The following is a 26,230-nucleotide window of genomic DNA, read 5'->3' as shown; positions in this document are numbered from 1 at the left end:
ATGAGACTGTTGCACGAAGGCGATCTGCGGCGTTGCTTTCGGGATTCGGGCTCGGTCACGTACGTGAGTACGCTCCCAGCGCCCTCACCCTCAGCGCCTTGCATCTCATCCTTCGTTCAAAGTCTCAGTGCATTTGATTCAAATGTGCGAGAATGGCACTTCGTGCAACATTCTCATTATATATATGACTATTTCATGAAGTCTCACTCGCTAGATAAGAGAGCAAATGTTGAGATGCAACTAAGCATTTGCTGAGTTGCAACTAATCATTTGCTTTGTTGCAACTAACCGATTGCTTTGTTGTATCTCGGGAAACGCCAAAATATCCGCCTGAGCATCAACTGTTTTGTAGTACCGCCAAAACACAGTTTGCATTGCTTCGTAATTCAATGTGCAAAACTGGTCCTGTAAGAGACTGTTGCACGAAGGCGATCTGCTGCGTTGCTTTCGGAATTCGGTCTAGGTCACGTACGTGAGTACGCTCCCTTCGGCCTCATCCTCAGCGCCTTGCATCTCATCCTTCGTTCAAAGTCCCAGCACATTTGCTTCAAATGTGCGAGAATGGCACTTCGTGCAACATTCTCTGTAACTGTATCAGATAAAAACTTACTGCTAAAAAATATGCGGAACATACCGAGGTATATTCCGCATATTATATTTACTGGATAATGGAGATTACTCCCACTCAATGGTTGCTGGTGGCTTGGAGGAGCAGTCGTAGACTACACGATTGATGCCCTTAACATTATTAATGATCTCATTGGAGACCTTGGCGAGGAACTCGTGAGGGAGCTTCGCCCAATCGGCCGTCATTGCATCAATGGAGGTGACAGCTCTCAAGGCACATACATACTCGTAAGTACGCTCGTCGCCCATCACACCAACTGAGCGGATGGGTAATAAGATGGCTCCAGCTTGCCATACTTCTTCATAAAGCCCCCACTCCTTGAGTAGTGATATATATATATGGTCTGCTTCCTGAATAATCCGCACTTTTTCGGGGGTAATATCACCTAAGACACGTATGCCTAAACCTGGGCCAGGGAATGGATGACGGAAAATCATATCGTGCTTCATACCCAGTTCGAGGCCTACCTTTCGCACTTCATCTTTAAAGAGCAGCCGGAGAGGCTCCACCAACTTCAGCTTCATCTTTGCTGGCAAACCGCCCACATTGTGGTGGCTCTTAATCACTTGCCCTGTAATTGAGATCGACTCAATCACATCGGGGTAAATCGTTCCTTGTGCCAACCACTTGACATCTTGGATCTTGCTCGCCTCTACCTCAAAGACATCAATGAAGCCTTTGCCAATAATCTTGCGTTTCTTCTCTGGATCAGAGACGCCGGCAAGTTGACGGAAAAAGTAATCCTTTGCGTCTATCCCCTTAACATTCAGCCCGAGATGCTTATAATCGTCCAGCACTTGCTCAAACTCTCCCTTTCGAAGTAAACCATGATCCACGAAGATACAGGTCAATTGGTCGCCAATTGCTTTATTGAGCAAAACTGCTGCCACACTAGAGTCCACACCACCACTTAGAGCGAGTAGCACCTTGTCACTTCCGAGCTGCTTTCTTAGCTCTGCCACCGTGCTCTCAACAAATGATGCAGGGGTCCATTCCTTAGCCACTTTGCAGATAGAAAGGAAGTTGTCCAGCAACTTAGTCCCCTCCTCCGAGTGTACCACTTCGGGATGGAATTGTACGCCCCAAATCTCCTTGCCCTTAATACGATAAGCTGCATTTTCGATCGTCTCAGTACTTGCCAATCGTTCGCCATCTGTAGGCAGTTGTGTAATGGTATCACTATGCGACATCCAAACGGTACTATTAGAGGAAAGTCCTTTGAGAAGGGGATCCTCGGCAAGGATATCCAAGTGAGCTCTTCCATACTCACGAGTAGCAGATTTCCCTACTGCTCCACCCAACTGGCTAGCGATGAACTGAGCCCCATAGCAGATCCCTAATAGAGGCACCTTGGGTAGCTTGCTAAGATCTATCCGAAACGCCTCTGGCTGAGAGACGGAGTAAGGGCTACCAGAGAGGATAATGCCCTTCAGGCTCTCCTCGGTCTTAGGAACATAATGGTATGGGTGCACCTCACAATAGACGCCTAATTCGCGTATGCGACGAGCAATCAGCTGAGTCGTCTGCGACCCAAAGTCTAGGATGATAATCTTATCAAGCATAATCTATATCACTATTATCAGTTGTCAATTTCTCTTTTCTCCAATAGATGAGGTCTCAGTCTCTGCGTCCTTTCAAGTGCCTGCTCCATTTCCCATGCCTCGATCTTGGCAGGATTGCCTGAGAGCAGTACCTCTGGCACCTTCCAGCCTTGGTAATCTGCGGGGCGTGTATAGATGGGCGGAGCCAAAAGGCTGTCTTGGAAAGAATCGCTCAGTGCACTCTGTTCATCGCCTAGCACACCAGGTATAAGGCGAACCACGGCATCGGTGATAACGGCAGCTGGGAGCTCGCCCCCAGTAAGTACAAAGTCGCCAATGGATATTTCTCGAGTAATGAGATGCTCACGAATACGGTGGTCGATACCTTTATAGTGACCGCAAAGGATGATGATATTTTGTGCCAAAGAGAGAGTATTTGCCAATGGTTGCGTTAAGATTTCGCCATCGGGCGAGGTATAGATCACCTCGTCATAGCTACGCTCCTGCTTCAGGGCTTTGATGGCATTGTCCACCGGCTCAATCTGCATCACCATACCGGCAGCACCGCCGAATGGATAGTCGTCCACCCTACGCCACTTATCGGTGGTGTAGTCTCTAAGATTGTGCACGTAAATCTCAGCCAGCCCCTTATCTTGGGCTCTCTTAAGGATGGAGGTATGCACAAAGTCCTCCAACATCTCTGGCAAAACGGTCAGTATATCTACCCTCATATATGGGGCAAAGTTACTTAAAAGTAAAGAAACAGACTATAAACGACACACATATATACGCAACATAGAGAGTGGCTCTACCTTACACGCCAATAGCTGAGCCACGCAAAGTGCTTTCGCTCTTGAAGGTATGAGGGTTGAGACTGGTAGGCATAGGCTTCACGCTCAAAGCCAATTCGCCAATAAGCTCCAGCACCTCCGGCTATTCGGCGTACCAACCACTCAACAGCATAGATGAGATAAAAGCCCACATAAAGGAGTTCTCGCATCTGTGCTGTATGAATCTTTTCGTGCCGGATAAGGGACTCATCGACTTTGCCACGATGATCACTTCTCACTACGATACAACCTAGCAGATTGATCGCGATGAAGGGACGGAAAGGGACGAGACGGCTAAAGTAGACCTTCACTAGGGATCAGCTTAATCTCTAAAGCGCTTCCAAGTGACCTCCTCACCATTTTCGTGGCGAGCCAAAACGCGTGCCAGCACAAAGAAGTAGTCGCTCAGACGATTGATAAAGTTCTTTACGCCAGCCTCTATCTCTGCTTCAGGGTCGGCATCGAGGAGTTGGTAGATTACCCTTTCAGTACGCCTTGCTACCGTCCTACAGATGTGGGCAACACTAGCAGCTTGACCACCAGCAGGGAGAATAAACTCCTTCAGTTTTGGGAGCTGAGAGTCCAGAATATCGATCTGACGCTCCAAGTGGAGGATATCCTCTGGGGTGACACCCGAAGGAACATCATACTCTCGCTTTTGTCCCCTAAAATCGGCAGCTAGGTAGGCGCCACACGTGAAAAGTCGATCTTGAATCATCTCAAGTGTAGTATCCTGTCCTATCTCAGTTGGGGTCAACGCCCGCAGCAGCCCCACAAACGAATTGAGTTCATCGGCCGTACCATAAGTATTCAGCCTCAGCGAACCTTTAGAGACCCGTTGGCCACTCATTAGGGAAGTCTTTCCCTTGTCACCTGATCGCGTATATACGGAGCTTTTCTTTATCTCTTTCTCTTCCATAATATCTCATTTATATAGTTTACTACATTGTCGTTCTGTAAAGGTACTTAACTCTCGGCATATCCACCACCAATATTGCCTCGTAAAGGTCTAATATCAGCCCTGAGGGTAGCTTTTCAACCCACTCTTTTATCTGCGCCCTTGTAGTTGGTCTGGGCAAGAAAAGCAACAGTACATTATTGAGTTCCTCAAGAGCGGGTAGTCTTTCCATACTACGTGCTATGCATAGCGTTCGCCCTAAAAGTGGGGAAGGTTGAGCGCTGACCTGAAGGGTAGACTTTGCCAACTTCACCACCTCTATCAATGGGTCTCCCACTGGAAGCACCACTGCATCCAGATCACAGCGAGCCACCAAGCGATAAACCAAGCGTGCCAATGGGCTGGCAAATAGTTTTGGATATTGCTCAAAATGATAATAGATGGCATACGGACGAATTAGCGAAAGAATCATCACATACCCTTTGGGCGAATGCACTCCTCTTCCACGTCCATACCTCAACCTCCTAAAAACACGCCACCGATAGGGGCTAAACCGACTATACATCTTCATCAGGACAAAAGTACACAATTTTTGAATTACGGTAACTCAAAAAAAATGAATACCTTTGAAGAAGAATAAGGACATTCAACTAACGATGTAGATATTATGAATAGAATTAAGATTACGATCATAGGAATACTGCTAACTATCGGTATTGGCAGTTGCTCAACAGTAGCCATTAGTGGCAGGAATCGAATCGACTTGGTACCCGATTCACAAGTACTCTCCACTAGCTTTGCACAATATGCTCAATTTATTTCTAAAGCCCCAAAGAGCAAGGACCCTAAACAGACCCAACGTGTCGTAGCGATTGGACAGAGAATAGCCAAGGCGACAGACACCTACCTAAGGAGTGTAGGGATGGCTACCGATGCAGATAACTACAGATGGGAATTCAACCTCATTGCCGACAGACAAATCAATGCCTTTTGTATGCCAGGAGGCAAGATTGTGGTGTATGAGGGCATTTTACCTATTGCAAAAACCGATGACCAACTCGCTACCGTTATCTCGCACGAGGTAGCTCACGCTGTTGCCAAACACGCCAATGAGCGGATGAGTCAGCAGATTCTTAAGCAGTATGGAGCTGGGGCACTCAGTTTGCTTCTAGCAGGCAAGGGTGGCCTCACTCAGCAGATGGGAGGAATTCTATACGATGTAGGCTCCACAGCCTTCTTTACCCTACCCTACAGCCGCAAGCATGAGTACGAGGCCGACATCATAGGTCTTTACCTGATGGCTATTGCAGGGTATGACTACAATCAAGCGGTTCAATTTTGGACCAATATGGCTGGGGACAATAAAGGGAAAGGGCAGCAATCTGACTTCTGGAGCACGCACCCTAATGATGCCAATCGCATCAAGAAGATTCAAGAGGAGTTGCCACGCGTGAAGGCTTTTATTGAAGGTGGTGGTAAGAGTGCCCCTGTGAAACCGGCCAACCACAGCAAGCTAACTAGTGATATCAATAAAGGACGACAAACTCCGCTTAAACTTAGGTACTAAGACTGTGCTGGCCAAAGCAAGAGCCATTATCCGAGAGGTCCTCAATGAAAAGGATAAAGTACTCGTGGGACTGAGCGGTGGAGCCGACTCCATCGCACTCTCCCACCTCCTTTACTACATGGGTTATAAACTTGTGGTGGTCCACATCAACTTCCACCTAAGGGGTAAGGAGAGTGATCGGGATGCGCAGTTTGTTGCGGACTATCTGGCAAAAAAACTTCCTGAGGCTGAGTGCCACTTTGCAGACGTTGATACTTATGGCAGGGCAAGAGAAGCTGGGATTTCCATAGAAATGGCAGCAAGAGAGCTTCGCTATGAACTATTTGAGGAACTACGAAATGCCCATCAATGTGCTTGGATCGCAGTGGGGCATCATGCTAATGATCAGATAGAGACGGCTCTCCTCAACCTATCCAGAGGCACTGGTGGTAAGGGGATGGCAGGAATGCAGGTAGTATCTGGTCAATTATTCAGACCCTTTCTCACCACGTGGCGAAGCGAATTGGAGGCGTATCTTTCTGCTCACCAGCTTGATTATGTCACTGATAGCACCAACTACGATACCACCATCAAGCGCAATTATATTAGGCACCAGCTACTTCCTAGCTTTGAACAGCTCAATCCCTCCTTTCCTAACTCTCTGCTTGGGAGTATGACCCACTTCCGAGAGGAGCAAGAGTATATTGAGCAAGCAACAAAGCAATTTGCATCAAGGCATTTCAACACCAAGGAGCAGAGCCTAGATATTCGGAATGTAGAGGAGCCCTATCTCTTCAAAAGGTGGCTCCTCGACCACGGCTTTACCCCCACGCAAGCTGAAGATCTCATTAATAGTTGGGACAATCCCAAGACCATTGCATTTAACTTTGGTTCTAGCTATGCCGAAGTCTATCGTGATAAGCTCTACCTCATCACCGAACCGGTGGAGGAGTACCCCACCGAACAACTATCCGACCGTTGGAACCATCCACAAATTGGAGCCATTCAGTGGAATAGTGTCGGATCAGTAGCACTGCGACTTCACACGAAATGTGCAGAAAGGAAGGTGGTGGTGCGTATGGGGCGTAAAGAGGATCGCTTTACCCCTTATGGCATGAAGTCGGGAAGCAAATCACTCTTTACGTATTTGGGTGAAAAGGGACTTCCAGAGTACTACAGACCATTTTGCCCAGTCCTAGAGTGCGATGGCGAGGTGATTGCGGTGGTTCCATTTGAAGTGAGCCAGCATGCGAGATACGAGAGCGTCAGCGATTCTATCGGTATTGGATTTGAGCCTTCGGGAGCAGCTTTTGGAGCGATCCTTAGGAATCTCACAAGCAATGTGAGAGGAAATAGGTAAATTTGTCATTCGTTTAGCAGAGTTAAGCGAGATACAATAGGAGAAGTAAAAGAATAAAGAGATGTCGGAACAAGCATTACTATCACTGCAAAATATCATCGTGAAGCGTGAGGAGAATATCATCCTAAATGGGGCTTCACTTGTGGTGCAACCAGGAGAATTTGTCTATTTGATTGGTCGTGTAGGATCAGGAAAGTCAACACTTCTGAAGTCCATCTACGCCGACCTCCCAATTTCAGAGGGAGAGGGGCGGTTTGGCGACTTTGACCTAAAGCACATAAAGCGTAAGCAGATCCCTTTCCTAAGAAGAGAACTGGGCATCATATTTCAAGACTTTCAACTGCTTACCGACCGCTCTGTGGTGAAAAACCTAGAGTTTGTACTCAGAGCAACTGGGTGGAAAGATAAAAAGCTGATCCAAAAGCGAATCTCAGAAGTACTAGAGCAGGTAGGGCTAGAGAGTAAAGGCTACAAGATGCCCCACGAACTATCAGGTGGTGAGCAGCAACGCATCGTCATCTCTAGAGCCCTCCTCAATAAGCCAAAGATGATATTGGCAGATGAGCCAACCGGCAATCTCGACCCCATTACGGGCGAGCAGATCATCACGCTCTTACGAGAAATCGGAGAGGCAGGAACCTCAATCTTAATGAGCACGCACAACTACGCACTCGTGAAGAAGTTCCCCGCAAGGATTGTAAAGGTGGAGGGAGGAATGCTGCAAGAGATGCAGTTGAAGCAGGACCTATAATAGACTTGAGAGTGAAATGAATAACAACTCAACTTCCTTTTCAGATCTAGTAGTGATGAAGTTTGGTGGCACCTCTGTTGGTTCTGCCGAACGGATAAGAAATGTGGGCGACCTCATCAGCGGAAGCGAGCGTAAAGTGGTGGTATTAAGTGCCATGTCGGGGGTCACCAATATGCTGGTAGAGATCAGCCAGCTCTTCAATAATAGCAACACCCAAGGGGCACTCAATAAGATCCAAGAGCTACAAGAGAAGTATCAAGTGGTTATCGAGGAGCTCTACTCACAGCCCGCCCATAAAGAAGAAGCGCTGACCTTCGTTGCTGAGAAGATGAACTTTCTCAGAAGTTTCAAAGAGGAGTACTTTACCGACTTTGAGGAGCGTCAGATATTGGCTCAAGGCGAAATCATCTCCGTAGAGATGATGCGACTTCACCTAGAAGAGCGAGGAATCGTAGCTATTAAGCTACCAGCACTGGAGTTTATGGTAACGAACAAACAGGGTGAGCCCAATTTACCTGAGATTCAGTCGCAACTCATTGAGCTACTTAGCCATTACCCCAAGCAAAGTCTTTTCCTCACCGAGGGATACATCTGCCGGAATGCCTACCTAGAGATAGATAACCTAAAACGCGGTGGAAGCGACTACACTGCAGCACTGATAGGTGCAGCACTCGATGCCAAAGAGATACAAATTTGGACCGATATTGATGGGCTACACAATAACGATCCGAGGGTGGTCGACCACACGACAGCTGTGCGTCATCTGCACTTCAACGAAGCAGCCGAATTGGCCTACTTTGGGGCAAAGATACTGCACCCCGCATGTATCCACCCCGCTAAGATGAGAAATATACCAGTGCGGTTGCTCAACTCCATGGAGCCTGAGGCAAAAGGCACCATCATCTCCAATCGCATCAAAGAGGGGTCATTAAAGGCAGTCGCAGCAAAAGATGGTATCACAGCCCTTCGTATCCTCAGCTCTCGTATGCTTCTTGCCCAAGGCTTTATGCGGAAGGTATTCGAGACCTTTGAGCGCTACCAGACTGCCGTGGATATGATCACCACCAGTGAAGTAGCCATCACCCTCACCATAGATAATACCAATCGGCTCGAAGAGATTCTACTAGAGCTACGAAAGATTGCCGATGTCTCCGTAGATGAGGATATGACCATCATCAGCGTTGTCGGCGATATGAATTGGAAGAATGTAGGCTTTGAGAGCCGAGTAGTTGAGGCTCTAAGTGAGCTTCCCGTGCGAATGATCTCCTACGGAGGTTCCAACTATGGAGTTTCTATCTTGATTCGTAGCGAAGACAAGGTAAGAGCACTGAAGCTACTGAGTAAGCACCTCTTTCAAGAGGAAATATAATGAACGAGCAGGTTCACAAATGGATTTATGCTACACGCCCCCACACACTCGGGGCGTCCGTGGCACCAATGTTGCTTCTACTAGGGGCCGTAGTAAGCGACGGAGTAATGCAATGGGGCTACTTTCTTCTCTGCCTTGTGGTAGCGGTTTCAGCACAGATCTCAAGCAACTTCGCCAATGATTACTTTGGCTATAAAAGCGGAGAGGATACCGACCACCGCTTAGGATTCACTCGTCTTCTCTCCACTGGAGAGGTCACCCCACTGCAAATGCTCATTGCCCTAGGCATCTCGCTCTCCATTTGTGCCGGTTCGGGCTTGTACCTTGCCTCCCAAAGGGGGTGGTGGCTATTGCTCGTAGGGGCAGTAGTCATCTTGTGTGCCATTGCCTACTCCGCAGGGAAATACTCATTGGCAAGGACCGCACTAGGCGACCTTGCGGTAGTTATCTTCTATGGGTTAGTGCCTATCCTCGTCAGCTACTACGTCATTGCCGATGCTAGGCCCCAGGTATATCTGCTTTTGCTCGCGCTCGGTATTGGGTTGTGGGAGACCAACATACTAGTCTGCAATAACTATCGCGACTACGAGGAAGATTTAGAGAGCCACAAACTGACGTTGATTGTTCGAATGGGCAAAAGGTCGGGACCCCTCCTCTACCTCATTAATGCAGTGCTATCGCTACTGCTGATTGTTATTGGACTTATCACAGAGGGAAGCTGGCTCGGAGCGATTATTATTGGATTGCTCGGTGCGGCACTCTACGCCAATGGGGTGATGGCAATCTATCGACTCAGAGGGAAGAGCCTCAATAAACTACTCCGCTACACCAATATCACCACACTCATCATGGGTGTAGTGACCATGCTCATCCTCTTACTTTAAGGTCTTTTGAAGTGCCTCACGAATCTGCTCGGGAGTGACGATACCCTCCAGCATTACCTCATCACCGAAGTAAATAGTTGGGACAAAATTGTAAGCGTATTGAGTTGCTAGTACTTGATCCTCTTTTACCTCCGAAAGATAAAGGTCACCCTCAAGTACGCCAGCAACAGCCTCCGCAGGTAAATTGGCCTCTATTGCTACCCGCTTCAGCTCCTCCAACTTGCTAAAGTCTCTTCCTTCCGAGAAGTAACCACGCCCAAAAAGAGTTGCCACCTCTAGCATTCGGCCCTCCTTCGTAGCCACTTTCAAAAGCCTTGCAGCCCTCTGAGAATTATGCGACCAAGCAGATTCTAGGTTGTTTTCCAAACCATACTTCTCCGCCAGATGATTCAGCACCGACCGGCTCTTCTGAAAGTGCTGCAACTCCTCAGGGGCCTCCACCTTCTCCATCCTCTCAAGCCATGTAAAAGAGGTATTAAGAGGTAACTCTGGTGCCAATAGACAGCTTCGCCACCTCACCTCCACCTGATTTTTGTACCCACCAGCCTCTAGTTCGCGCTTCAAGAGTACCTCACCAATATAGCAAAAGGGACAAGTAATATCGCCCCAAAAATCAATCGTCATCATATTATATTATACACTTTTCTCCTTCGGACGGCGAAGTGCCTTAATCGTCATATAGAGGAGTGCTAGTACCACAATCCCGAGGATAACCAAGCCAATCTCATGGCTATAACGCTCCACATAAGGCATCAGCTCCTCTCGCGGCACCACGCTCTCCAAGTACCAACCAATCAGAGCCAGCACTAGGTTCCATGTACCTGCACCCAACGCAGTATAAAGAAGAAAAGGGGAAACCTTCATCCCCGACATTCCCGCAGGAATCGATATCAACTGCCGAATGCCTGGCACTAGACGACCAACTAACGTAGAGATCGCACCATGCTCAACAAAGTAGGTCTCGGCCTTCACGATCTTCTCCTCCGAAAGCAGGAAGAAAGCCCCCACCCTACTCCGTGCAAAACGATGAACGAGCGGACGGCCCAACCATACTCCAATTAGATAGTTGATCAAGGCTCCAATCAGTGCCCCGAGAGTAGCGAAAACCACCACCCCGCCAAAGGTCATATCACTACTTCCAGATGCCACCATATAGGCTGCTGGTGGCACCACCACCTCACTTGGGAAAGGGATAAAGGAGCTCTCAATCGCCATCAGGAGCATGATGGTGAGATAATTGAGATTCTCCAAAGCCCATTCAATAAACGGTAGGCTCTCCATAAGCAATTAGTCGATATCGTCTAGCTCCCCTTTGGTATACTGAGCCAAGGCATCGGCACTCATCCCAGTAGAGGAGAAGCCTCCGTCGTGGAAAAGGTTTTGCATCGTCACCTTTCGAGTCAGGTCGCTAAAGAGTGTTACACAATAGTCGGCACAATCATCCGCATCGGCATTTCCGAGTGGAGATACCTTCTCGGCAAAGTGACGTAAGAGGTTCATCCCCTCCACACCGCTACCGGCAGTGGTCACTGTAGGAGATTGGCTCACTGTATTGATGCGTACCCCTTTCTCCTTGCCGTAGATCAGACCAAAGTTGCGAGTGATTGACTCCAGGAGTGCCTTGGCATCGGCCATATCGCTATAGCCCACAAAACTCCTTTGTGCGGCAATGTAAGTCAACGCCACCACGGAGCCTCCCTCACTGATTGCATCCATCTTCTTTGCCACGGTCAGCATCTTGTGAAGCGAAAGAGCCGAGATATCAAGCGTCTTTGTATAGTTTGGATAATTGATATCATCATAAGGAATCCCCTTACGCACATTGGGGCTCATTCCAATGGAGTGGAGTACAAAATCAATCTTACCACCAAGGGCTTCCATACTTTCACTAAAGACCTTTTCAAGATCCTCCACACTCGTTGCGTCACAGGCAATCACCTTTGCCCCCGTCTCCTGAGATAGGTCATTAAGCGTGCCCATTCTGATCGCTACAGGTGTATTGGTCAGGGTAATGCTCGCCCCCTCCTCTACCACACGCTGTGCCACCTTCCACGCAATTGACTGCTCATTCAGAGCACCAAAGATAATTCCCCTTTTCCCCTTAAGTAAACCGTAAGCCATATACTATATCTATTCTAATTCTTAATATTAAACTACAAACAAAGATACCAATTTTGAGCATACTCTCCATTGACTACAACATGAGAACATAACAAAACTCACGCACATATATATCATTATAATTCCAGCGTTGCAGTTTGTTGATTTTCCGCTAGGCTGCGGAACGTATTCCGTATGCGTGCGGAATAGATTCCGTAGCCCTGCGGAATGGATTCCGCACGCATACGGAATGAAGCGTTGTTACCAGAACGCATTCCTACCATAGTATACACTACTCATCTGTTATTCCTGAAAGAGTAGACACACTGTTTCCTCTATTTCTAAAAGTATAGACAGTCAGACGAAAACCACTCAATAAGGTTTTTCTAATACGCAACCTCTGAATCATCCATGAAAAGATGATAGAAAAGCGGTACAGTTTTTGGTATCTTTGTAATCGTTAGGTCTATATCAAATGTGAACAATGACCTCCAACTTGCTAGATAACAGATGACCATGACTACGAACAGCTTTACTCGCTCCTTAACCGTCACCCTATTGCTGCTTTTATTCTCCGTCACCGCCAACCCCACAGAGATAAGGAGTCAGCAAACACGAACCGTATACATCTGTACAGGGAAATACTCCAAGGCCTATCATGCGAGAAGGGAGTGCAAAGGACTCAACAACTGTAAAGCAAGAATAAAAGCCGTCAGAATTTCAGAGGTGGGCAAACGCAAACCCTGTAAAATCTGCGTCTCCTAACTCACGACTTTCCAGTCTTGCCTAATAAGGGCGCACCCAAATCAAATTTGGCTAAAAAGCAGAGCCATTCCACCTCAAAATTATTGTTTATCTTTGTAGCTGTTATGAGTAAGAAAGGAATTATAGTAGTTTCGGGAGGTGTGGATAGCATCACGCTTCTCTATGATAAGCGGGAGGAAATCGGTTTGGCACTCACTTTTCGCTATGGGTCGAACCATGAATCGCGAGAGGTGCCTTGTGCGGAATATCACTGCAAGCAGCTTGGCATAGAGCACAGGGTGGTGGATTTGGACTTTGTGAAGATGATGCACAGCTCTCTATTAGAGGGGGCGGAGCAGATCCCTACTGGGGAGTATGAAGAGGAGAATATGCGGAGCACCGTGGTCCCTTTTCGGAATGGAGTGATGCTCTCTATCGCTTGTGCCTTTGCGGAGGATCGAGGTATGGACAAGGTATTTATTGCCAACCACTTTGGAGACCATGATATTTACCCCGATTGTACAGCGGCCTTTATCAAGGGAATGAATGAGGCGATGGTGCAAGGGACCTATCACCACGTGCGGGTGGAGGCGCCCTATACTGGGCTCTCTAAAACAGAGATTGTGGCGATTGGCACTAAGTTGGGGGTGGATTACAGCCACACCTGGAGCTGTTACAAGGGGGGTGAGAAAGCTTGTGGAGCGTGTGCCACCTGTAGAGAACGACAGGAGGCCTTTAGAGATAATGGACTTGTAGACCCAATACCTTACCTATGAACGGAAAGGAGTACAGAATAAGGGCCGAGCGATACCACGATATCTGCTTCGGCCATAGGGTGATGAATCACGAGAGTAAGTGCCGCCACCTCCATGGACACAACTATCGCTTTTACTTTGTGATAGAGGCGATGGAGGGGTTGGACGAACTGGGGCGTGTGCTGGACTTTTCGGTGATCAAGGAGACGCTCTGCCAGTGGCTGGAGGAGCATTGGGACCATCGCTTTCTTCTCTTTGTGGAGGACCCCTACCTGCCTACGCTCGAGCAGCTGAGCCCCGAGAGTATTGTGGCAGTGCCTTTTAACCCAACGGCGGAAAACATTGCCCAATATATGCTATCGACCATCGCCCCACCTCTCTTAGAGCCATGGGGCTGTAGGCTGGTGGAGTGCCGTGTGGAGGAGACGCGTAAATGTGCCGCCACAGCTCGCATTGACGAATAATGGAGCATCGACTGAGGATTGTGGAGCTCTTTCAGAGCTTGCAAGGGGAGGGGGCGAATAGCGGTCGGCTGATGATTTTCATTCGCCTTACAGGGTGTAATCTGCGTTGCGACTTCTGCGATACTGCTTTTGATCGGGTGGAGATGGAGTGCACTCCAGAGGAGCTACTGGAGGAGATCAAGAAGAGATACCCGACCTGCAAAAACCTCCTTTGGACGGGCGGGGAGCCAACTCTGCAACTCACTGAGGAGATCGTGGAATTTTTCAAATCGGCTGGCTACTGGCAAGCCCTCGAGAGTAATGGTCTGGTACCGGCTCCTAGGGGTTTGGACTATATTACCCTCTCTCCAAAGGTGAAGTGGGATAAGGTGACGGAAAACTACCTTGATAGAGCGGTGGGGGAACTGAGATTTCCGATAGCTGAAGGAAACCCTCTGCCTGAAATTGAACGGCTCCCAAAGGCGATGCATTATTACCTCTCACCCATCTTTAACGGGGATAGGGTGGTGGCTGAAAACATCGGTTACTGCCAGCAGCTGATTGAGGAGGATCCGCGCTGGTCGCTATCCCTTCAGATGCATAAGCTCATTGGCATCCGATAGGAAAGGCTAGAGTTCTTTAATGAGCTCTACCAGCAGGGAAGCGAGGGGATATTTGCCTTGCGATTGGATAAAAGCATTGAGGTAGTCGGATAAGACTCTTTGATAGGTCTCTTTGGGGATTAAGCCCCACCCCATCTGCTCTCTTAGGTGTAGCAAGGGAGCGATATAGGCGATCACCTCTTTGCTATTCAGTAATTGATCAATTTGCTCTCTCTGCGGAGCCACTCCATAGAAGGCGATATAACGCTTTTCGAGCGCGTCATGAGTGATCCCGAACCGCTTACCTTGCCAAAGCAAACTGCCTTGTCGCTGGGGCGTCATCCCGATGCCGTGAAACTTAAGTGCCTTTTGAACTGCTTCCTTCACCACTCGTCCGATAGTAGAGCCTAGGCATGAATGCAATCCTGCATCATAGAGCATAGTGGGCGCCTCTAGGTTGGAGACCACCATAATGGTATCGGTGCCTGAACCGGTAGCTAAGCCACGTGAGTAACAGCTACCAGCTTGCAACTCTTGTAGTGCGGCACTCTTGGCCTCTGTAGCAGTGATGATGGCTTGTGTCAACACCCCCTCTGGTAGCTGTGCATCTATAAAGAGCATGATATTGATGGTACCAGGGGGTGGCAATAGATTCTCGCCAGTCAGTTCGTCATAGGAGGGCGGGTCGCCCGCTCGGCCACCATTGTGATCAATACCAGCAGTCACGATGGCCTCTACTTGAATTCCATGGAAGGAATCCATTACCTCGGCACGCTCTTCTAGTTTCGCAGCTGTTCCCATTGCCACTGTCTGCTCCACTGGTAAACCAAGCTCTCTGGTGAGTAGTCGATAATGCTCGCACAGATTGGGAGCTTCCATTTTGGTCACCACTTTATTCTGCACCAATGGGGAGCTACTGTAGGAGTAATTGTAGAGGTACTTCATTTCATCGTGGCAACCTCCATTCAGTGGCGAACTACTTGCCACCCGTTTACGCCCTTCAAGAGCCACTACCAGTGCCTCACGAGCTAAGTATATCCTATCACCACAGATAGTGGTGCCGACCAAGTTTTTATCTACTAATGGGCTCAAAATAGATAAGGGATGAAGATGATTAATCCGACAATGACTGCACCAATAGCTACGAGTAGAACCGCCCCTGCAGCTAAGTCTTTGGCATCGCGGATAAGTGGAGAGTACTCTGGACTCACCCTATCAGCCAGCTTCTCTAGGGCACTATTCATCGCCTCCATAGAGAATACCAGGAAGATAGTGAGCACAAGAATCAACCACTCTACTTTGCTCACACCTAGTATTGCTGCCAATATCACCACTGCTATCGCACAAAGGAGGTGGATACGTGCGTTGGGGGTATAGAGAAAAAGCTCCCATATACCCCGAAGGGCATAATGGAAGCTTTTGATTACTCTTTTCAGAGGATGGGTTTTAGGGGCGTTGGGTTTCATCGCTTATAGCCAGCTCTTCATAAAATGGTCCATCTCCTTTTGCTTTTCTTCCAACTTGAGAAGGAACTCAAATTGGGCACGGGTGCGTATCAAGTTGTGCTTTGGCTTATGCGTTTTGTAGTAGGTATCGCCATTGATGTAATCGGTGAGGAAACGAACGGTCTGCATATAGGTGAGCAGTCTACCACCATAAGGCAACAACTCTATCTCTACAGGTGTTAGGAATGCCTTGGCCTCCTCCATATATCCACGGATATAGCTCTCAAAGACTGGCATATTGACTTGGATATTGGAGAGGTTTTCATCATCCTCCTCACCACTATTCACCGCGGTACGGATAAAGTCCCCAATATCGGAGAGCACAAATCCTGGCATCACGGTGTCTAGGTCTATCACGCAGAGCACCTCGTCGGTAGCTTCGTCGAAGAGGATATTATTGACCTTGGTATCGCAGTGATTGGTGCGAAGCTTGAGAGAACCATTTTGGTAGAGACGCTCTTGCACCGTCATCGCCTCGGCACGTTGCTCTATCTCTTCTATCAAATCCTGTACCTCTGCCACACGACCTACTCTGTCTTCGCTTACCGCATCTCTAAACTGCTGAAGGCGGAAGCTCATATTGTGGAAGTTGGGAATGGTTTCGCCCAACTGCCCCTCTGGCAAATCGGAGAGCATGGAGTGGAACTCGCCAAAGGCTTTTCCCGCTACATAAGCTAGCTTGGGCGACACACTTTCATAGCTCTTACTCCCCTTGATATAGTAGCACAAGCGCCACTTATTTCCCTCTACAGAGGCATAGTTCTTACCATCCTTTGTCTTGATAAAGGTGAGGACCTTCCGATCAACATCCTCCACGCCTTGCTGCTCTAGGTGACGCCGGACATGGGAAGTGACGGCAAATATATTGCTCTGAAGGGTCTCTACATCTTCAAAGATCTGGTGATTAATTCGCTGCAAGACGTACTTTCGCCTCTCGCCTTCAGGAGTATTCACAGAAATGGCATAAGTATCATTGATATGCCCATTGCCTATAGGAATAATCCCCACCACATCTTCGGTGATAGGAAATTGATTGACAGCGCGACCCAGCTCTTTATAATTCATAAATATTAGCTATAAAATTGAAAGAAAAAGGGTGCTGTAACCCAAATCAAGACAAAGAAGGAAGCCATTAGAATACCTACTGTCTGCCTTCGACCGATCGGACGGACAAAGCTGTGTCGTGCCTCTCGGCGTGGCACATCGAGAAATGCAACCCGGCTCTCGCTATAGAGCCAATAGCAGACCCAGCCACAAGCCAAACCGAGTAACAGGCCGGGCAACACGTCAGTAATGAAGTGCATACCTAGATAGATACGTGAGTAGGCCACCGTAGCCGCCACAATGAAAGAAACAATTGTAAATAGTCGGTGCCTTACGACCAACGAGGCAAAAAGTGAGAAGGCGAAAAAGTTGGTAGTGTGACCTGAGACAAAGCCATAGCCACCTCCTCGATGCCCTAGCACTGTTTTCACTACGTCCTCAGTCAGTGGGTGGTACGTAGGCCGCTCACGCTGGAATATCTGCTTGATGATACCCGATGAAAGGCCATCCGCCAAAACCACTAATAGCACAATCCCAAGCAAGAAGAGGATCACCTCTCCCTTTTTCTGCTTATAAGACATCAATACGAGGAAGAGCACCACGAACACGATCCATGGCCACTTATCCGAGATGAAGTACATCACACTATCTAAGTAGAGACTGTGGAGACTATTGAGCCACAAAAAAGCATCACGCTCTAGACTAACAAGGGATTCTACCATATTTATTTAGCGAAAGTTATTAATGATTTCAAATGTGTTGTCGGGCACCCACCCCACTGTGCCATCGGGGAGTTTGATCTCGGTATACCCCGAGAGTGTCTGCTGCGTTACCACCTTTAGGCCTCCATGCACCACCACTATGTCTTTGGCAGAGGCATCGGGGGAGCTCTTTACGGTGATGATACTGCTCGTTAGTATCGCCTCCTTATCTTCATGCGTAAAAAGATAGGAGCGATAGGCAAGAGCATTGGTCAGAATCGTAAGTAAAAGGGCAACCAACCCTCCGTAAAACCCTATCTGCCGTTGCGACCTGCTACGTCCTCTGAAGTAGAAGAACACGCCAACCAGCACAAGGACAAAAAAGATAAGCCCCAACATCCTCCATGCTGAGAGTGAGCACCAGTGCGAGATATCATCCCACCAACGGCTCAGGAAGAGCCTAGGAGTAGGCTCCATATCATCTACAATCTGGGAGCTGACCAGCTCAAGATTGAATCGGGTATCCCCGTCGGAAGGGTCGATACGATAGGCTCGTTCAAAGTTGAGGATAGCGAGTGGTAGGTCATTATTCTTGTAGTAAGCCGAGGCTAAGTTATAGTATATCTCCGCCGATGGTTCTCCCTCCTCAAGTGCCTGAGTAAAGCACTCAATCGCTTTAGGATAATCGGCATCACTGTAGGCTGCCACCCCCTCCTCAAATGGAGAGGCAAAAAGTGAAAGGCTGAGGAATAGCAGCGATAAAGAATATAGTAGTTTGCGTCTCATAACATCACTTCCCTTTTAATTTCTGTACCCCATCTATCACAGATGCGGCCTGGTCATAGAGTTGCTCACGCTCCTCTGTTTCGCTCGGAGAGTAGCGGGCCACCTCCAATGTGCTAAGCGTCTTAATCGCCTCCTCTACTAGCTCTTCACTGGCTCCACGCTCCTTCATGGCAGTCGCAATGTTCTCTTTGGATAGCTCCGAGAGAGGGATATGCAACTTAGCACTTAAGAAGTCACTCAACCCTTTCAGGAGAGCCTCGTAGTAGGCCGAGTCTTCGCCCTTATTCCTCATCTGATAGGCTATCTTGAGGTACTTCTGTGCCATCTTACCAGCACGTCGGCTCCGATTAGATGCGGTATCAGCCATGTAAGCCTCCTTTTTCCGATCTATCAAGATAGCTACAAGCAGTAGTACTACAAGGGCAATATAGGCAACAAGATAGAGTGTGCCATTGGTCTTATTAAGAGTGGTGGTTCGCTTTGACCCTTTGAGGTAACGGATATCCTTACCTAGATACTTCACATCCTCCTTATTGGAGAGGCCTGTCACGGCAGAGACATCTGTCGCTTCACCCTTATCCACATGCACCTTTGTTTCGGGGAGTGTGATGGTTTCATACTGCCCCTTGGCAGGGTCAAAGTAGGTAAAGGGGATAGCTGGTATCACGAAGTCACCCACATGCTTTGGCACGGCAAAGTACTCCTTTGCTCTCGTTCCTCGTGTCTCACCACCTCTTACGCCAGTATCATCGCTCTCCTTTGGGTCGTAGGTATCAAAACCTTCAGGGAAAATGGGCTCAGGAATCTTAGCTAGTTTGATATTTCCCTTGCCCTCCAGCGACATCTTCATTGTAAAGCTCTCATTGGTCTTGAGCACCTTAGTAGGCACCTCCATATTAAGAGAGTACTGCCCCACCGCTCCCGAGAAGTTATCGGGTTTAGGCTGTGGCAATGCCATTACATCGATCGTCACAGGCTTTGTCTTGATCTTCTTACGTAGCTGCTGGAAGTTATCAAAGAAGGCATCAAAGATATCTCGTTTGGGGTTAGAGATCGGCATACTCACGACCATCTCAAACTCTGCCGGCTTAATAACTAATTTGCCTGCTCTCTGCGGGTAGAGTACTACCGAGTGAAAAGTGGCCGCATAGTAGAGTTTACCATTGACTTGCTCCGCCTCGAAGAAGGCTTGCGAGCCATCGTCCTGTACGTATTGTACAAAGCCCTCGTAATCTGGAAAGGAGAAGTTAGAGAACTGAGTATTCTCTAATCGTGAATAGAGCTTATAAATAATCTGAACCGCCTCCTGCTCATATACCTGAGTTTTGCTAGGGATGGCTACGATATAGAGATCCTCAGCCGATATGCTAGGAGAGGAGTTGGCTCCGCCATTATTCACCTCCGTATCTGTATCCGCCCCAAATACGGTAATGCGCCGGGAAGCGGTACGATAAGTAGCACCAGAAACCTCCACCTTTGCTTCAGGGAGGACATAATTGCCCTCTTTCTCCGCTAGAAGTGTGTAAGTAAAACTAGTGGTTCGGCTAGAGCTTCGCTTACCATTCACGATGCTCATACTCGAACTGCTACTCACGGCCGGTCCGTAGACCACTTCCAGCCCCGACGGTGCATTAAAGCTGATATTCTTGGCAGATGCATTGACCGAAAAGACCACTCTAAAAGGGCGTCCTGCTATAATATGGCTCGGCACTTCCACATCAAAAGCCACCTTATCCTGCCCCCACACATTCAGGGAGAGCAGAGTAAGAACTACCAATAATACATATCGATTGTATCGTATCATCATCACCAATTTTTAGGTCTTGACTTTTTGCCCCTTTGCTGTTGCTGCTTCATTTGCTCCACCTTACGCTGCGTATCCTTCTCGTCTTGTAAATAGGCTTGAAGGATCTTCTCCGCATTGTCTTGGCTCATTGTTTCAGCATTTTGAGGCTGTTCTTGCTGCTTATTAGGCTGGTCCTTCTGCTGGTCTTGCTGTTGATCCTGCTGATTCTGCTGTTGCTGGTTGTCCTGTTGCTGCTGCTCTTGATTATCCTTATTATCTTGATTCTCCTCGTTATTATCTTGCTGCTGTTGCTCCAATAGCTTTTGAGCAAGAGCAAGGTTGTAACGCGTCTCCTCATCGATTGGTCGACGTCGGAGCGACTCTTTATACATCTCAATAGCCTTGGCATAGTCCTTCTTCGCCATCGCCAAGTTGCCAGCATTATGAGCCACATCAGCCGCCTCATCCTTCGGGAGTATCTTTATCTCCTTAAGCATCTCTTGGTAGATCTTATCCGCCTCTTCGCCTCGCTCCGTACGCACTAGGGTATTGGCGAGATTGAAGTTCGCCACCTTGTCACTTGGATTTATCTCCAATGCCTTGCGGTACTCCAGCTCCGCCTTATCGTACTGCTCCTTTTGAAAGAGTTTATTGCCACTCCTTGCCAACTGACGCACCTCTTTCTGGGCATAGCCAGAGAGGGAAAAGGAGACCAGTAAACCTAATAACAATAATATTCTTTTCATCATTCCTTACTTTTAGCTGAGGTACGCTCCTGAGTACGATCAAATAGTTGCACCCGCCTGAAGTATCTATTCTTCCGGTCGAGCAATAAGAAATCAATCCACAGCAGAAGCAATCCGAGTAATAAAGGGATATAATACAGCTCATTATAAGCGGTATAAACCTTCATCTCCAACTCCGCCTGCTCCAATTTGTTGAGGGCCTCCTCCAAGGCTCTTACAGACTGTGACACATCACTGGCACGCACGTAGATACCCCCTGAGGCAGTGGCGATCTCCATTCCGAGTTGCTCATTGAGCTTCGTAATCACCATCTTACCCTCGGCATCTTGGAGGTAGCCACCCTCTGGCATAGGGATTGGGCCTCCGTCAGTAGAGCCAACGCCTAGCACATTGACCAAGATTCCCTGTTTCTTCGCCTCCTCAATCGCCGAAAGCACATTGCCCTCATGATTCTCGGCATCGGTAATCAATACGATGGCACGCTTCACCTTTTCATCACTTGAAAAGCTACGGACACAGAGCCGAATCGCCTGCTCTAATTGAGTGCCCTGCACCTGAATGAGATCGGGAGAGGCATTATCCAAAAACATCTTGGCCGAAATCATATCCCCTGTGATTGGGAGCTGCACATAAGCATCCCCCGCAAAGAATACCAGACCAATCTTATTATTATCCAGCTTGTCAATAATTCTCGAAACGATTGCTTTGGCACGAGCCAAACGATTGGGCTTCACATCGTCCGAAAGCATAGAGTTGGAGATATCCATCGCTACCATCAACTCAATGCCCTCACGTTTTACCGTCTCACTCTTAGAGCCCATTTGGGGTCGAGCAAGTGCCACCACCAGCATCGATAGACTGAGTATAAGCACCAAGTCCTTTGCCAGCTTACGACGTAGGGATAGGTCGGGCATCAAGAGACGCACCAATTCGGTCTCGCCAAACTTCTTCAGCTCCTTTCGCTGACGGCTCATTCTCCATACGAGGAAGAGAGCCACCACCAACAATGGCAGCAGAAGGAAAAGGATATATGGGTGTAAAAATCTCATTATGGCATCCTCCTAAATAGCGTACTACGAAGTAATAGTGCTGCAAACAATAGTATCAGAGCAGCCCACAGATAGGGTGGAAATAGCTCCTCCTTCTGGGTGAAACTCTCCACCTTCAGCTTCACCTTTTCTAGCTGATCTATCTCCTCATAAATCTGGTGCAAGCTATTGTTGTCGGTAGCTCGGAAGTACTGACCTCCAGTAGCAGATGCAATCTGCTTGAGGCTCGCTTCATCAATCTCCACAGGCATACTGACATACTCTACCCCCAGATAGGTCTGAATTGGATAGAGTGCCTCCCCCATAGTCCCTACCCCAATGGTATAAACACGTATCCCAAAGCTTGCAGCGATCTCAGCAGCAGTCACAGGGGCAATAGTACCAGAGTTATTGGTACCATCCGTAAGGAGTATCACCACCTTGCTCCCCTCCTTGATCTCTTTGAGGCGATTCACTGCCGTTGCTAGTCCACTACCTATTGCGGTACCGTCATTCACCAGCCCCATCTCCACACTATTGATCATATTGAGGAGTACTGCATGGTCCGTAGTAAGTGGACACTGAGTATAGCTCTCACCCGCAAAGACCACCAACCCGATATTATCATAAGGGCGAGAGCTGACAAACTCCCCAGCCACACTCTTCGCCGCTTCAAAACGGTTGGGTTGCAAGTCCTTTGCCAACATACTCCCCGAGATATCGAGTGCCAACACAATATTAATCCCCTCCGTACTCTCTGTAGAATAGGCATTGCTACTCTGTGGGCGTGCCAAAGCCACCACCCCAGAGATAAATGCCAATAATGCCAATGCAAAAGGTAACCAACAGAGCCGTGTACGCCACGACACCTTACGCCCTCTAAAGGCACCAATAGTGCTGAGCGTAAAGGTAGCTGGTCGCTTCTCTCGCCATAGGTAAAGCCATACTGCAAGAGGCACTAGTAGCAATAATAGAAAGAAATAAGGATGAGCAAACGTCATGGCTCCACACCTCCTCCCTCTTCTACACTCTTCTCCTCCGTAGTCTCCAAGGGCCTTTGTGCCTCCCTTTGTGCCTCTATGAATGCTACAGAAGCAGAGAGCAAGCTAATATTCTCATCCGAGGCAGGCTGATACTTTGCAAACTTAGCCAAGTCGGCTGTCTCCAAAATCCTTACAAGCTCGGTATACATCTTATCTCGACCTACTTGCGACTTAAAGGCCTCTAATATCTCCGCACTAGTCATATCCAGTGTGGTGATACCATAGATACGGAAGATATAGCGACGCAAGATATCAGTGAGCCTAGTATAGTACTCCTTCACTCTATTCTGCTGCCAAAGCTCCTCACTCTTCAGGGCTGCCACACTCTGTATCGCCTCCTCATAAGGATCAAGCAGTGGCACCTCTTCACGTACCTCATCGACACTCTTCTTGCGTTTCTTTAGATACCTCACTAGGAAGTACGTTGCCACGCCAAGTGCTATGACACCCAATAGAATATAGAGATAAATAAGGTAGTCTTGCCAAACGAATGGGGGTTTCCACTGCCCCTTAATATCGGCGTATTGGTCGGGGTGCTCCAGGTCCACAGGCACCGTATTCACCACCAAGCTCAATTGATCACCCGCAGTATATAATGAGTCGCCTACCAGTGCAGAAATATTTCTGAGCTGATAGTTGGCAGAGTCAAAGGAGGTGAGCACCACATCATAAATCAGCTCTTGTAGCCGATCATTGATCATAGTAGAATCCACCAACTGACTCTCTATGATCTCCACACCCGATACCAACGTATCCTCAGGCAGCACTAGTCGCATCATCTCCGAGCGAGGATAGACCACCTTCACATTGAGTTTCACCTGCTCACCGATCAAGATGGCCGACCGCTCCAATGTAGGGATAATGCGCACCTCCCCTCCATCCTCCATTGCCAAGAGAGAGAGAGGGGTAAGAAGTAGCGCCATCAGCCACCCTATACATTTTATATATATCCTATGTTTCACCGAATACTCTTATTAAATAGTCGTTGCAGTGCCGGCACATAATCCTGATTGGTCGGCATACTCACAAAGGTGATATCATACTTAGTGAGTGCCTCCCTCATCCGATTGGTGAGCTGCTCCCAGTAGCTACGATACATCTCACGAATCCGCTTGGACGAACTATCAATCATCGTCACCTCGCCACTCTCTGCATCCTGCACTCGTAGCAACCCCACATTGGGGAGCTCAGCCTCCTTCGGATCAAAGACCTGCATCGCCAATACTTGGTGCTTACGGCTCACCACATTGAGGGTTGACTCATATTCACTCTCATCAATAAAGTCGGAGAGGATAAAGAGCGTACACTGCTTCTTCTGCACATTATTGGCAAAGATGAGTGCCTCAGATAAGTTGGTCCCTTTACCCTTAGGCTCCAGACGCAAAATCTCCGTGAGGATATGGAGCACGTGCTTCCTTCCCTTACTTGGTGGAATGTACTTCTCCACTCTATCGGAGAAGAATATCACACCCACCTTATCATTATTAGTGATGGTGCTAAAAGCGAGCGTCCCCGCCACCTCAGCAATCAGCTGACGCTTGGTCCGCTCCACCGTACCGAAAAGTCCACTCTCTGAGACATCCACCAGAAGCATCATCGTCAGCTCACGCTCCTCCTCATACACCTTGATATAAGGTCGAGCATAGCGAGCGGTCACATTCCAGTCGATATCCCTCACATCATCCCCCAGCTGATACTCCCGCACCTCACTAAAAGACATACCGCGTCCCTTAAAGGCCGAGCGATACTCACCAGAGAATATATTCTGTGAAAGTCGCCTAGACTTTATCTCGATTCTACGTATTTTACTTAAGAGATCTTGTGTCTCCATCACTTAAGTATCAAGGTACCTGAACCTTATTGAGGATTTCGCTAATAATCTCCTCCGAGACAAGGTTATTCGCCTCCGCCTCATAGCTCAAAGCGATCCTGTGGCGTAGCACATCGTGGCAGACAGCTCGTACATCCTCTGGAATCACAAAGCCTCTGTGCTTGATAAAAGCATAAGCTCTCGCCGCCAAAGCAAGGTTGATCGAAGCACGTGGAGAGGCTCCATTGCTGATCATGCCAGCGAGGTGAGGCATACCAGCCTCCTGAGGGAAGCGTGTAGCAAAGACGATATCCACAATGTAGCGATGAATCTTTTCATCAATATAGACTTGATGAACGATCTCTCTCGCCTTAAGTATCTGATCGGTAGTCACCACAGGGGTCACCTCTGGCTTCACCTTGCGGATCTGAGACTGTACAATCTGCTGCTCCTCCTCCTTGGTAGGATAGCCCACCACCACCTTGAGCATAAAACGGTCGCTCTGTGCCTCAGGTAGTTGATAAGTTCCCTCTTGGTCAATCGGGTTTTGTGTCGCCATCACCAAGAAGGGCTCTGGGAGCTTAAAGGTCTCTTCGGCAATCGTCACCTGTCGCTCCTGCATCGCCTCCAAGAGAGCACTCTGCACCTTAGCGGGTGCACGGTTAATCTCATCTGCCAAAACTAGATTGGCAAAGATAGGACCATGCTTCACACTAAAACGCTCATTCTTCTGGCTATAAATCTGCGTACCAATCACGTCGGCAGGGAGCAGGTCGGGTGTAAATTGTATTCGGCTAAACTTTGCATCCATCAGGTCGGACAAAGTCTTAATCGCCAAAGTCTTGGCAAGACCAGGAACACCCTCCAGCAAGATATGACCGTCGGCCAATAGCCCAATCAAAAGACTCTCACGTAGGTGCTTCTGCCCTACAATCACACGGCTCATACCACTCTCCAAGAGATCCAAGAAGTGACTCTCACGCTCTATTAGCTCCGAGAGAGCTCTCACGTCCACTCTATTTTCCTCCATCTAAATCGATTAATTATCTGATTTACCAGGGGGGTCGTCATTGGGTGACTCCCCTTCATACTATAATACACAACACTCCCTCCCTACCTATTGCTAGCAAAGATAAGGAATTATCAGCACCTCTCTTAATATCGGGTAATAAAGAATGCTAAAAGGGAAGAGGCCGACTATAAAATGAGAATGTTGCACGAAGTGCCATTCTCGCACATTTGATTTAAATGTGCAGAGACTTTGCACGAAGGATGAGATGCAAGGCGCTGAGGGTGAGGGTGCTGGGAGCGTACTCACGTACGTGACCGA

28 protein-coding genes are annotated in these 26,230 nt (G+C 48.3%); 8 read left to right on the top strand and 20 right to left on the bottom strand.

Annotated elements, in window-relative coordinates:
• Positions 1-675 precede the first annotated feature (675 nt).
• The 5 genes from guaA to A3GK_RS0107255 all read right to left on the bottom strand — a co-directional run bounded on the left by guaA (position 676) and on the right by A3GK_RS0107255 (position 4,468).
• Positions 676-2,190, bottom strand: a complete 1,515-nt coding sequence (gene guaA / locus A3GK_RS0107275) for a glutamine-hydrolyzing GMP synthase (RefSeq protein ID WP_018028801.1) — start codon at positions 2,188-2,190, stop codon at positions 676-678.
• 17 nt (positions 2,191-2,207) lie between these two features.
• Positions 2,208-2,900, bottom strand: coding sequence for a tRNA (guanosine(37)-N1)-methyltransferase TrmD (gene trmD / locus A3GK_RS0107270; RefSeq protein ID WP_018028800.1), 693 nt, complete (start codon positions 2,898-2,900; stop codon positions 2,208-2,210).
• Positions 2,901-2,977: 77 nt separating this feature from the next.
• Entirely contained in the window at positions 2,978-3,310 is a 333-nt protein-coding gene (locus A3GK_RS0107265; RefSeq protein WP_018028799.1) for a hypothetical protein, read from the bottom strand.
• Between the two features lie 11 nt (positions 3,311-3,321).
• Entirely contained in the window at positions 3,322-3,918 is a 597-nt protein-coding gene (locus A3GK_RS0107260; RefSeq protein WP_018028798.1) for a cob(I)yrinic acid a,c-diamide adenosyltransferase, read from the bottom strand.
• A gap of 22 nt (positions 3,919-3,940) precedes the next feature.
• Positions 3,941-4,468, bottom strand: a complete 528-nt coding sequence (locus tag A3GK_RS0107255) for a hypothetical protein (protein WP_018028797.1) — start codon at positions 4,466-4,468, stop codon at positions 3,941-3,943.
• 96 nt (positions 4,469-4,564) lie between these two features.
• On the opposite strand from A3GK_RS0107255, the gene A3GK_RS0107250 reads away from it, so the two are divergent.
• The 5 genes from A3GK_RS0107250 to menA all read left to right on the top strand — a co-directional run bounded on the left by A3GK_RS0107250 (position 4,565) and on the right by menA (position 9,807).
• Positions 4,565-5,464: a M48 family metallopeptidase gene (locus A3GK_RS0107250; protein ID WP_018028796.1), complete on the top strand. Its 900-nt coding sequence runs from the start codon at positions 4,565-4,567 to the stop codon at positions 5,462-5,464.
• A 4-nt stretch (positions 5,465-5,468) separates the two neighbouring features.
• On the top strand, positions 5,469-6,803 hold the full coding sequence (tilS, locus tag A3GK_RS10635) for a tRNA lysidine(34) synthetase TilS (protein WP_018028795.1): 1,335 nt from the start codon (positions 5,469-5,471) through the stop codon (positions 6,801-6,803).
• A gap of 61 nt (positions 6,804-6,864) precedes the next feature.
• On the top strand, positions 6,865-7,554 hold the full coding sequence (locus A3GK_RS0107240; protein ID WP_018028794.1) for a cell division ATP-binding protein FtsE: 690 nt from the start codon (positions 6,865-6,867) through the stop codon (positions 7,552-7,554).
• 16 nt (positions 7,555-7,570) lie between these two features.
• Positions 7,571-8,923 carry an aspartate kinase gene (locus tag A3GK_RS0107235; RefSeq protein ID WP_018028793.1) on the top strand — a complete coding sequence of 451 codons (1,353 nt, stop codon included), beginning with the start codon at positions 7,571-7,573 and terminating at the stop codon, positions 8,921-8,923.
• Entirely contained in the window at positions 8,923-9,807 is an 885-nt protein-coding gene (gene menA / locus A3GK_RS0107230; protein WP_018028792.1) for a 1,4-dihydroxy-2-naphthoate octaprenyltransferase, read from the top strand. Before A3GK_RS0107235 ends, menA begins: the two co-directional genes overlap by 1 nt.
• Here the strand turns inward: menA and A3GK_RS0107225 are convergent.
• The 3 genes from A3GK_RS0107225 to A3GK_RS0107215 are packed head-to-tail and all read right to left on the bottom strand — an operon-like array spanning position 9,799 to position 11,928.
• Positions 9,799-10,434: a DsbA family oxidoreductase gene (locus tag A3GK_RS0107225; protein ID WP_018028791.1), complete on the bottom strand. Its 636-nt coding sequence runs from the start codon at positions 10,432-10,434 to the stop codon at positions 9,799-9,801. The two genes, menA and A3GK_RS0107225, sit on opposite strands and share 9 nt — an antisense overlap.
• A 6-nt stretch (positions 10,435-10,440) precedes the next feature.
• On the bottom strand, positions 10,441-11,088 hold the full coding sequence (locus tag A3GK_RS0107220; protein WP_018028790.1) for a DedA family protein: 648 nt from the start codon (positions 11,086-11,088) through the stop codon (positions 10,441-10,443).
• A gap of 6 nt (positions 11,089-11,094) precedes the next feature.
• The gene (locus A3GK_RS0107215; protein ID WP_018028789.1) at positions 11,095-11,928 is read right to left on the bottom strand and encodes an enoyl-ACP reductase FabI; all 834 of its coding nucleotides are present in this window, start codon (positions 11,926-11,928) and stop codon (positions 11,095-11,097) included.
• An 848-nt stretch (positions 11,929-12,776) separates the two neighbouring features.
• Here A3GK_RS0107215 and queC point away from each other — a divergent pair.
• From queC to A3GK_RS0107200, 3 genes are read left to right on the top strand one after another with little or no spacing between them, the layout of a single operon-like run.
• Positions 12,777-13,427 (top strand): 7-cyano-7-deazaguanine synthase QueC, encoded by a 651-nt coding sequence (queC, locus tag A3GK_RS0107210; RefSeq protein WP_018028788.1) that lies wholly within the window; start codon positions 12,777-12,779, stop codon positions 13,425-13,427.
• Positions 13,424-13,870 (top strand): 6-pyruvoyl trahydropterin synthase family protein, encoded by a 447-nt coding sequence (locus tag A3GK_RS0107205; protein ID WP_018028787.1) that lies wholly within the window; start codon positions 13,424-13,426, stop codon positions 13,868-13,870. The genes queC and A3GK_RS0107205 overlap by 4 nt, the downstream gene beginning before the upstream one ends.
• On the top strand, positions 13,870-14,472 hold the full coding sequence (locus tag A3GK_RS0107200; protein ID WP_018028786.1) for a 7-carboxy-7-deazaguanine synthase QueE: 603 nt from the start codon (positions 13,870-13,872) through the stop codon (positions 14,470-14,472). Before A3GK_RS0107205 ends, A3GK_RS0107200 begins: the two co-directional genes overlap by 1 nt.
• A gap of 6 nt (positions 14,473-14,478) precedes the next feature.
• Here A3GK_RS0107200 and A3GK_RS10630 read toward each other — a convergent pair whose 3' ends face one another.
• Genes A3GK_RS10630 through A3GK_RS0107140 form a run of 12 tightly spaced genes read right to left on the bottom strand, consistent with a single transcriptional unit; the run spans position 14,479 to position 25,930 of the window.
• Entirely contained in the window at positions 14,479-15,543 is a 1,065-nt protein-coding gene (locus A3GK_RS10630) for an adenosylcobinamide amidohydrolase (RefSeq protein ID WP_018028785.1), read from the bottom strand.
• Positions 15,540-15,917, bottom strand: a complete 378-nt coding sequence (locus A3GK_RS0107190) for a diacylglycerol kinase family protein (protein WP_018028784.1) — start codon at positions 15,915-15,917, stop codon at positions 15,540-15,542. Before A3GK_RS0107190 ends, A3GK_RS10630 begins: the two co-directional genes overlap by 4 nt.
• A 3-nt stretch (positions 15,918-15,920) precedes the next feature.
• Positions 15,921-17,021: a phosphotransferase enzyme family protein gene (locus tag A3GK_RS0107185; RefSeq protein ID WP_018028783.1), complete on the bottom strand. Its 1,101-nt coding sequence runs from the start codon at positions 17,019-17,021 to the stop codon at positions 15,921-15,923.
• Between the two features lie 5 nt (positions 17,022-17,026).
• Positions 17,027-17,722, bottom strand: a complete 696-nt coding sequence (locus tag A3GK_RS10625; RefSeq protein ID WP_018028782.1) for a phosphatase PAP2 family protein — start codon at positions 17,720-17,722, stop codon at positions 17,027-17,029.
• A gap of 6 nt (positions 17,723-17,728) precedes the next feature.
• Positions 17,729-18,487 carry a tetratricopeptide repeat protein gene (locus tag A3GK_RS0107175; protein WP_018028781.1) on the bottom strand — a complete coding sequence of 253 codons (759 nt, stop codon included), beginning with the start codon at positions 18,485-18,487 and terminating at the stop codon, positions 17,729-17,731.
• A gap of 4 nt (positions 18,488-18,491) precedes the next feature.
• Positions 18,492-20,294 carry a BatD family protein gene (locus tag A3GK_RS0107170; RefSeq protein WP_018028780.1) on the bottom strand — a complete coding sequence of 601 codons (1,803 nt, stop codon included), beginning with the start codon at positions 20,292-20,294 and terminating at the stop codon, positions 18,492-18,494.
• Positions 20,294-21,022 carry a tetratricopeptide repeat protein gene (locus A3GK_RS0107165; RefSeq protein ID WP_244860735.1) on the bottom strand — a complete coding sequence of 243 codons (729 nt, stop codon included), beginning with the start codon at positions 21,020-21,022 and terminating at the stop codon, positions 20,294-20,296. The genes A3GK_RS0107170 and A3GK_RS0107165 overlap by 1 nt, the downstream gene beginning before the upstream one ends.
• Positions 21,019-22,068 carry a vWA domain-containing protein gene (locus A3GK_RS0107160; RefSeq protein WP_018028778.1) on the bottom strand — a complete coding sequence of 350 codons (1,050 nt, stop codon included), beginning with the start codon at positions 22,066-22,068 and terminating at the stop codon, positions 21,019-21,021. Before A3GK_RS0107160 ends, A3GK_RS0107165 begins: the two co-directional genes overlap by 4 nt.
• The gene (locus A3GK_RS0107155; protein WP_018028777.1) at positions 22,068-23,048 is read right to left on the bottom strand and encodes a vWA domain-containing protein; all 981 of its coding nucleotides are present in this window, start codon (positions 23,046-23,048) and stop codon (positions 22,068-22,070) included. Before A3GK_RS0107155 ends, A3GK_RS0107160 begins: the two co-directional genes overlap by 1 nt.
• Positions 23,045-24,013: a hypothetical protein gene (locus A3GK_RS10620; protein WP_018028776.1), complete on the bottom strand. Its 969-nt coding sequence runs from the start codon at positions 24,011-24,013 to the stop codon at positions 23,045-23,047. The genes A3GK_RS0107155 and A3GK_RS10620 overlap by 4 nt, the downstream gene beginning before the upstream one ends.
• A 35-nt stretch (positions 24,014-24,048) precedes the next feature.
• Positions 24,049-24,921: a DUF58 domain-containing protein gene (locus A3GK_RS0107145; RefSeq protein WP_018028775.1), complete on the bottom strand. Its 873-nt coding sequence runs from the start codon at positions 24,919-24,921 to the stop codon at positions 24,049-24,051.
• Positions 24,922-24,931: 10 nt separating this feature from the next.
• Complete coding sequence (locus A3GK_RS0107140) at positions 24,932-25,930, bottom strand: AAA family ATPase (RefSeq protein ID WP_018028774.1); 999 nt, start codon at positions 25,928-25,930, stop codon at positions 24,932-24,934.
• Positions 25,931-26,230: the final 300 nt, after the last annotated feature.

Origin of the sequence: Porphyromonas somerae DSM 23386 (genome assembly GCF_000372405.1) — a bacterium.
Lineage (GTDB): Bacteria > Bacteroidota > Bacteroidia > Bacteroidales > Porphyromonadaceae > Porphyromonas_A > Porphyromonas_A somerae.
The sequence above is the reverse complement of the archived record's forward strand: the minus strand, read 5'-3'. Positions and strand labels throughout refer to the sequence as shown.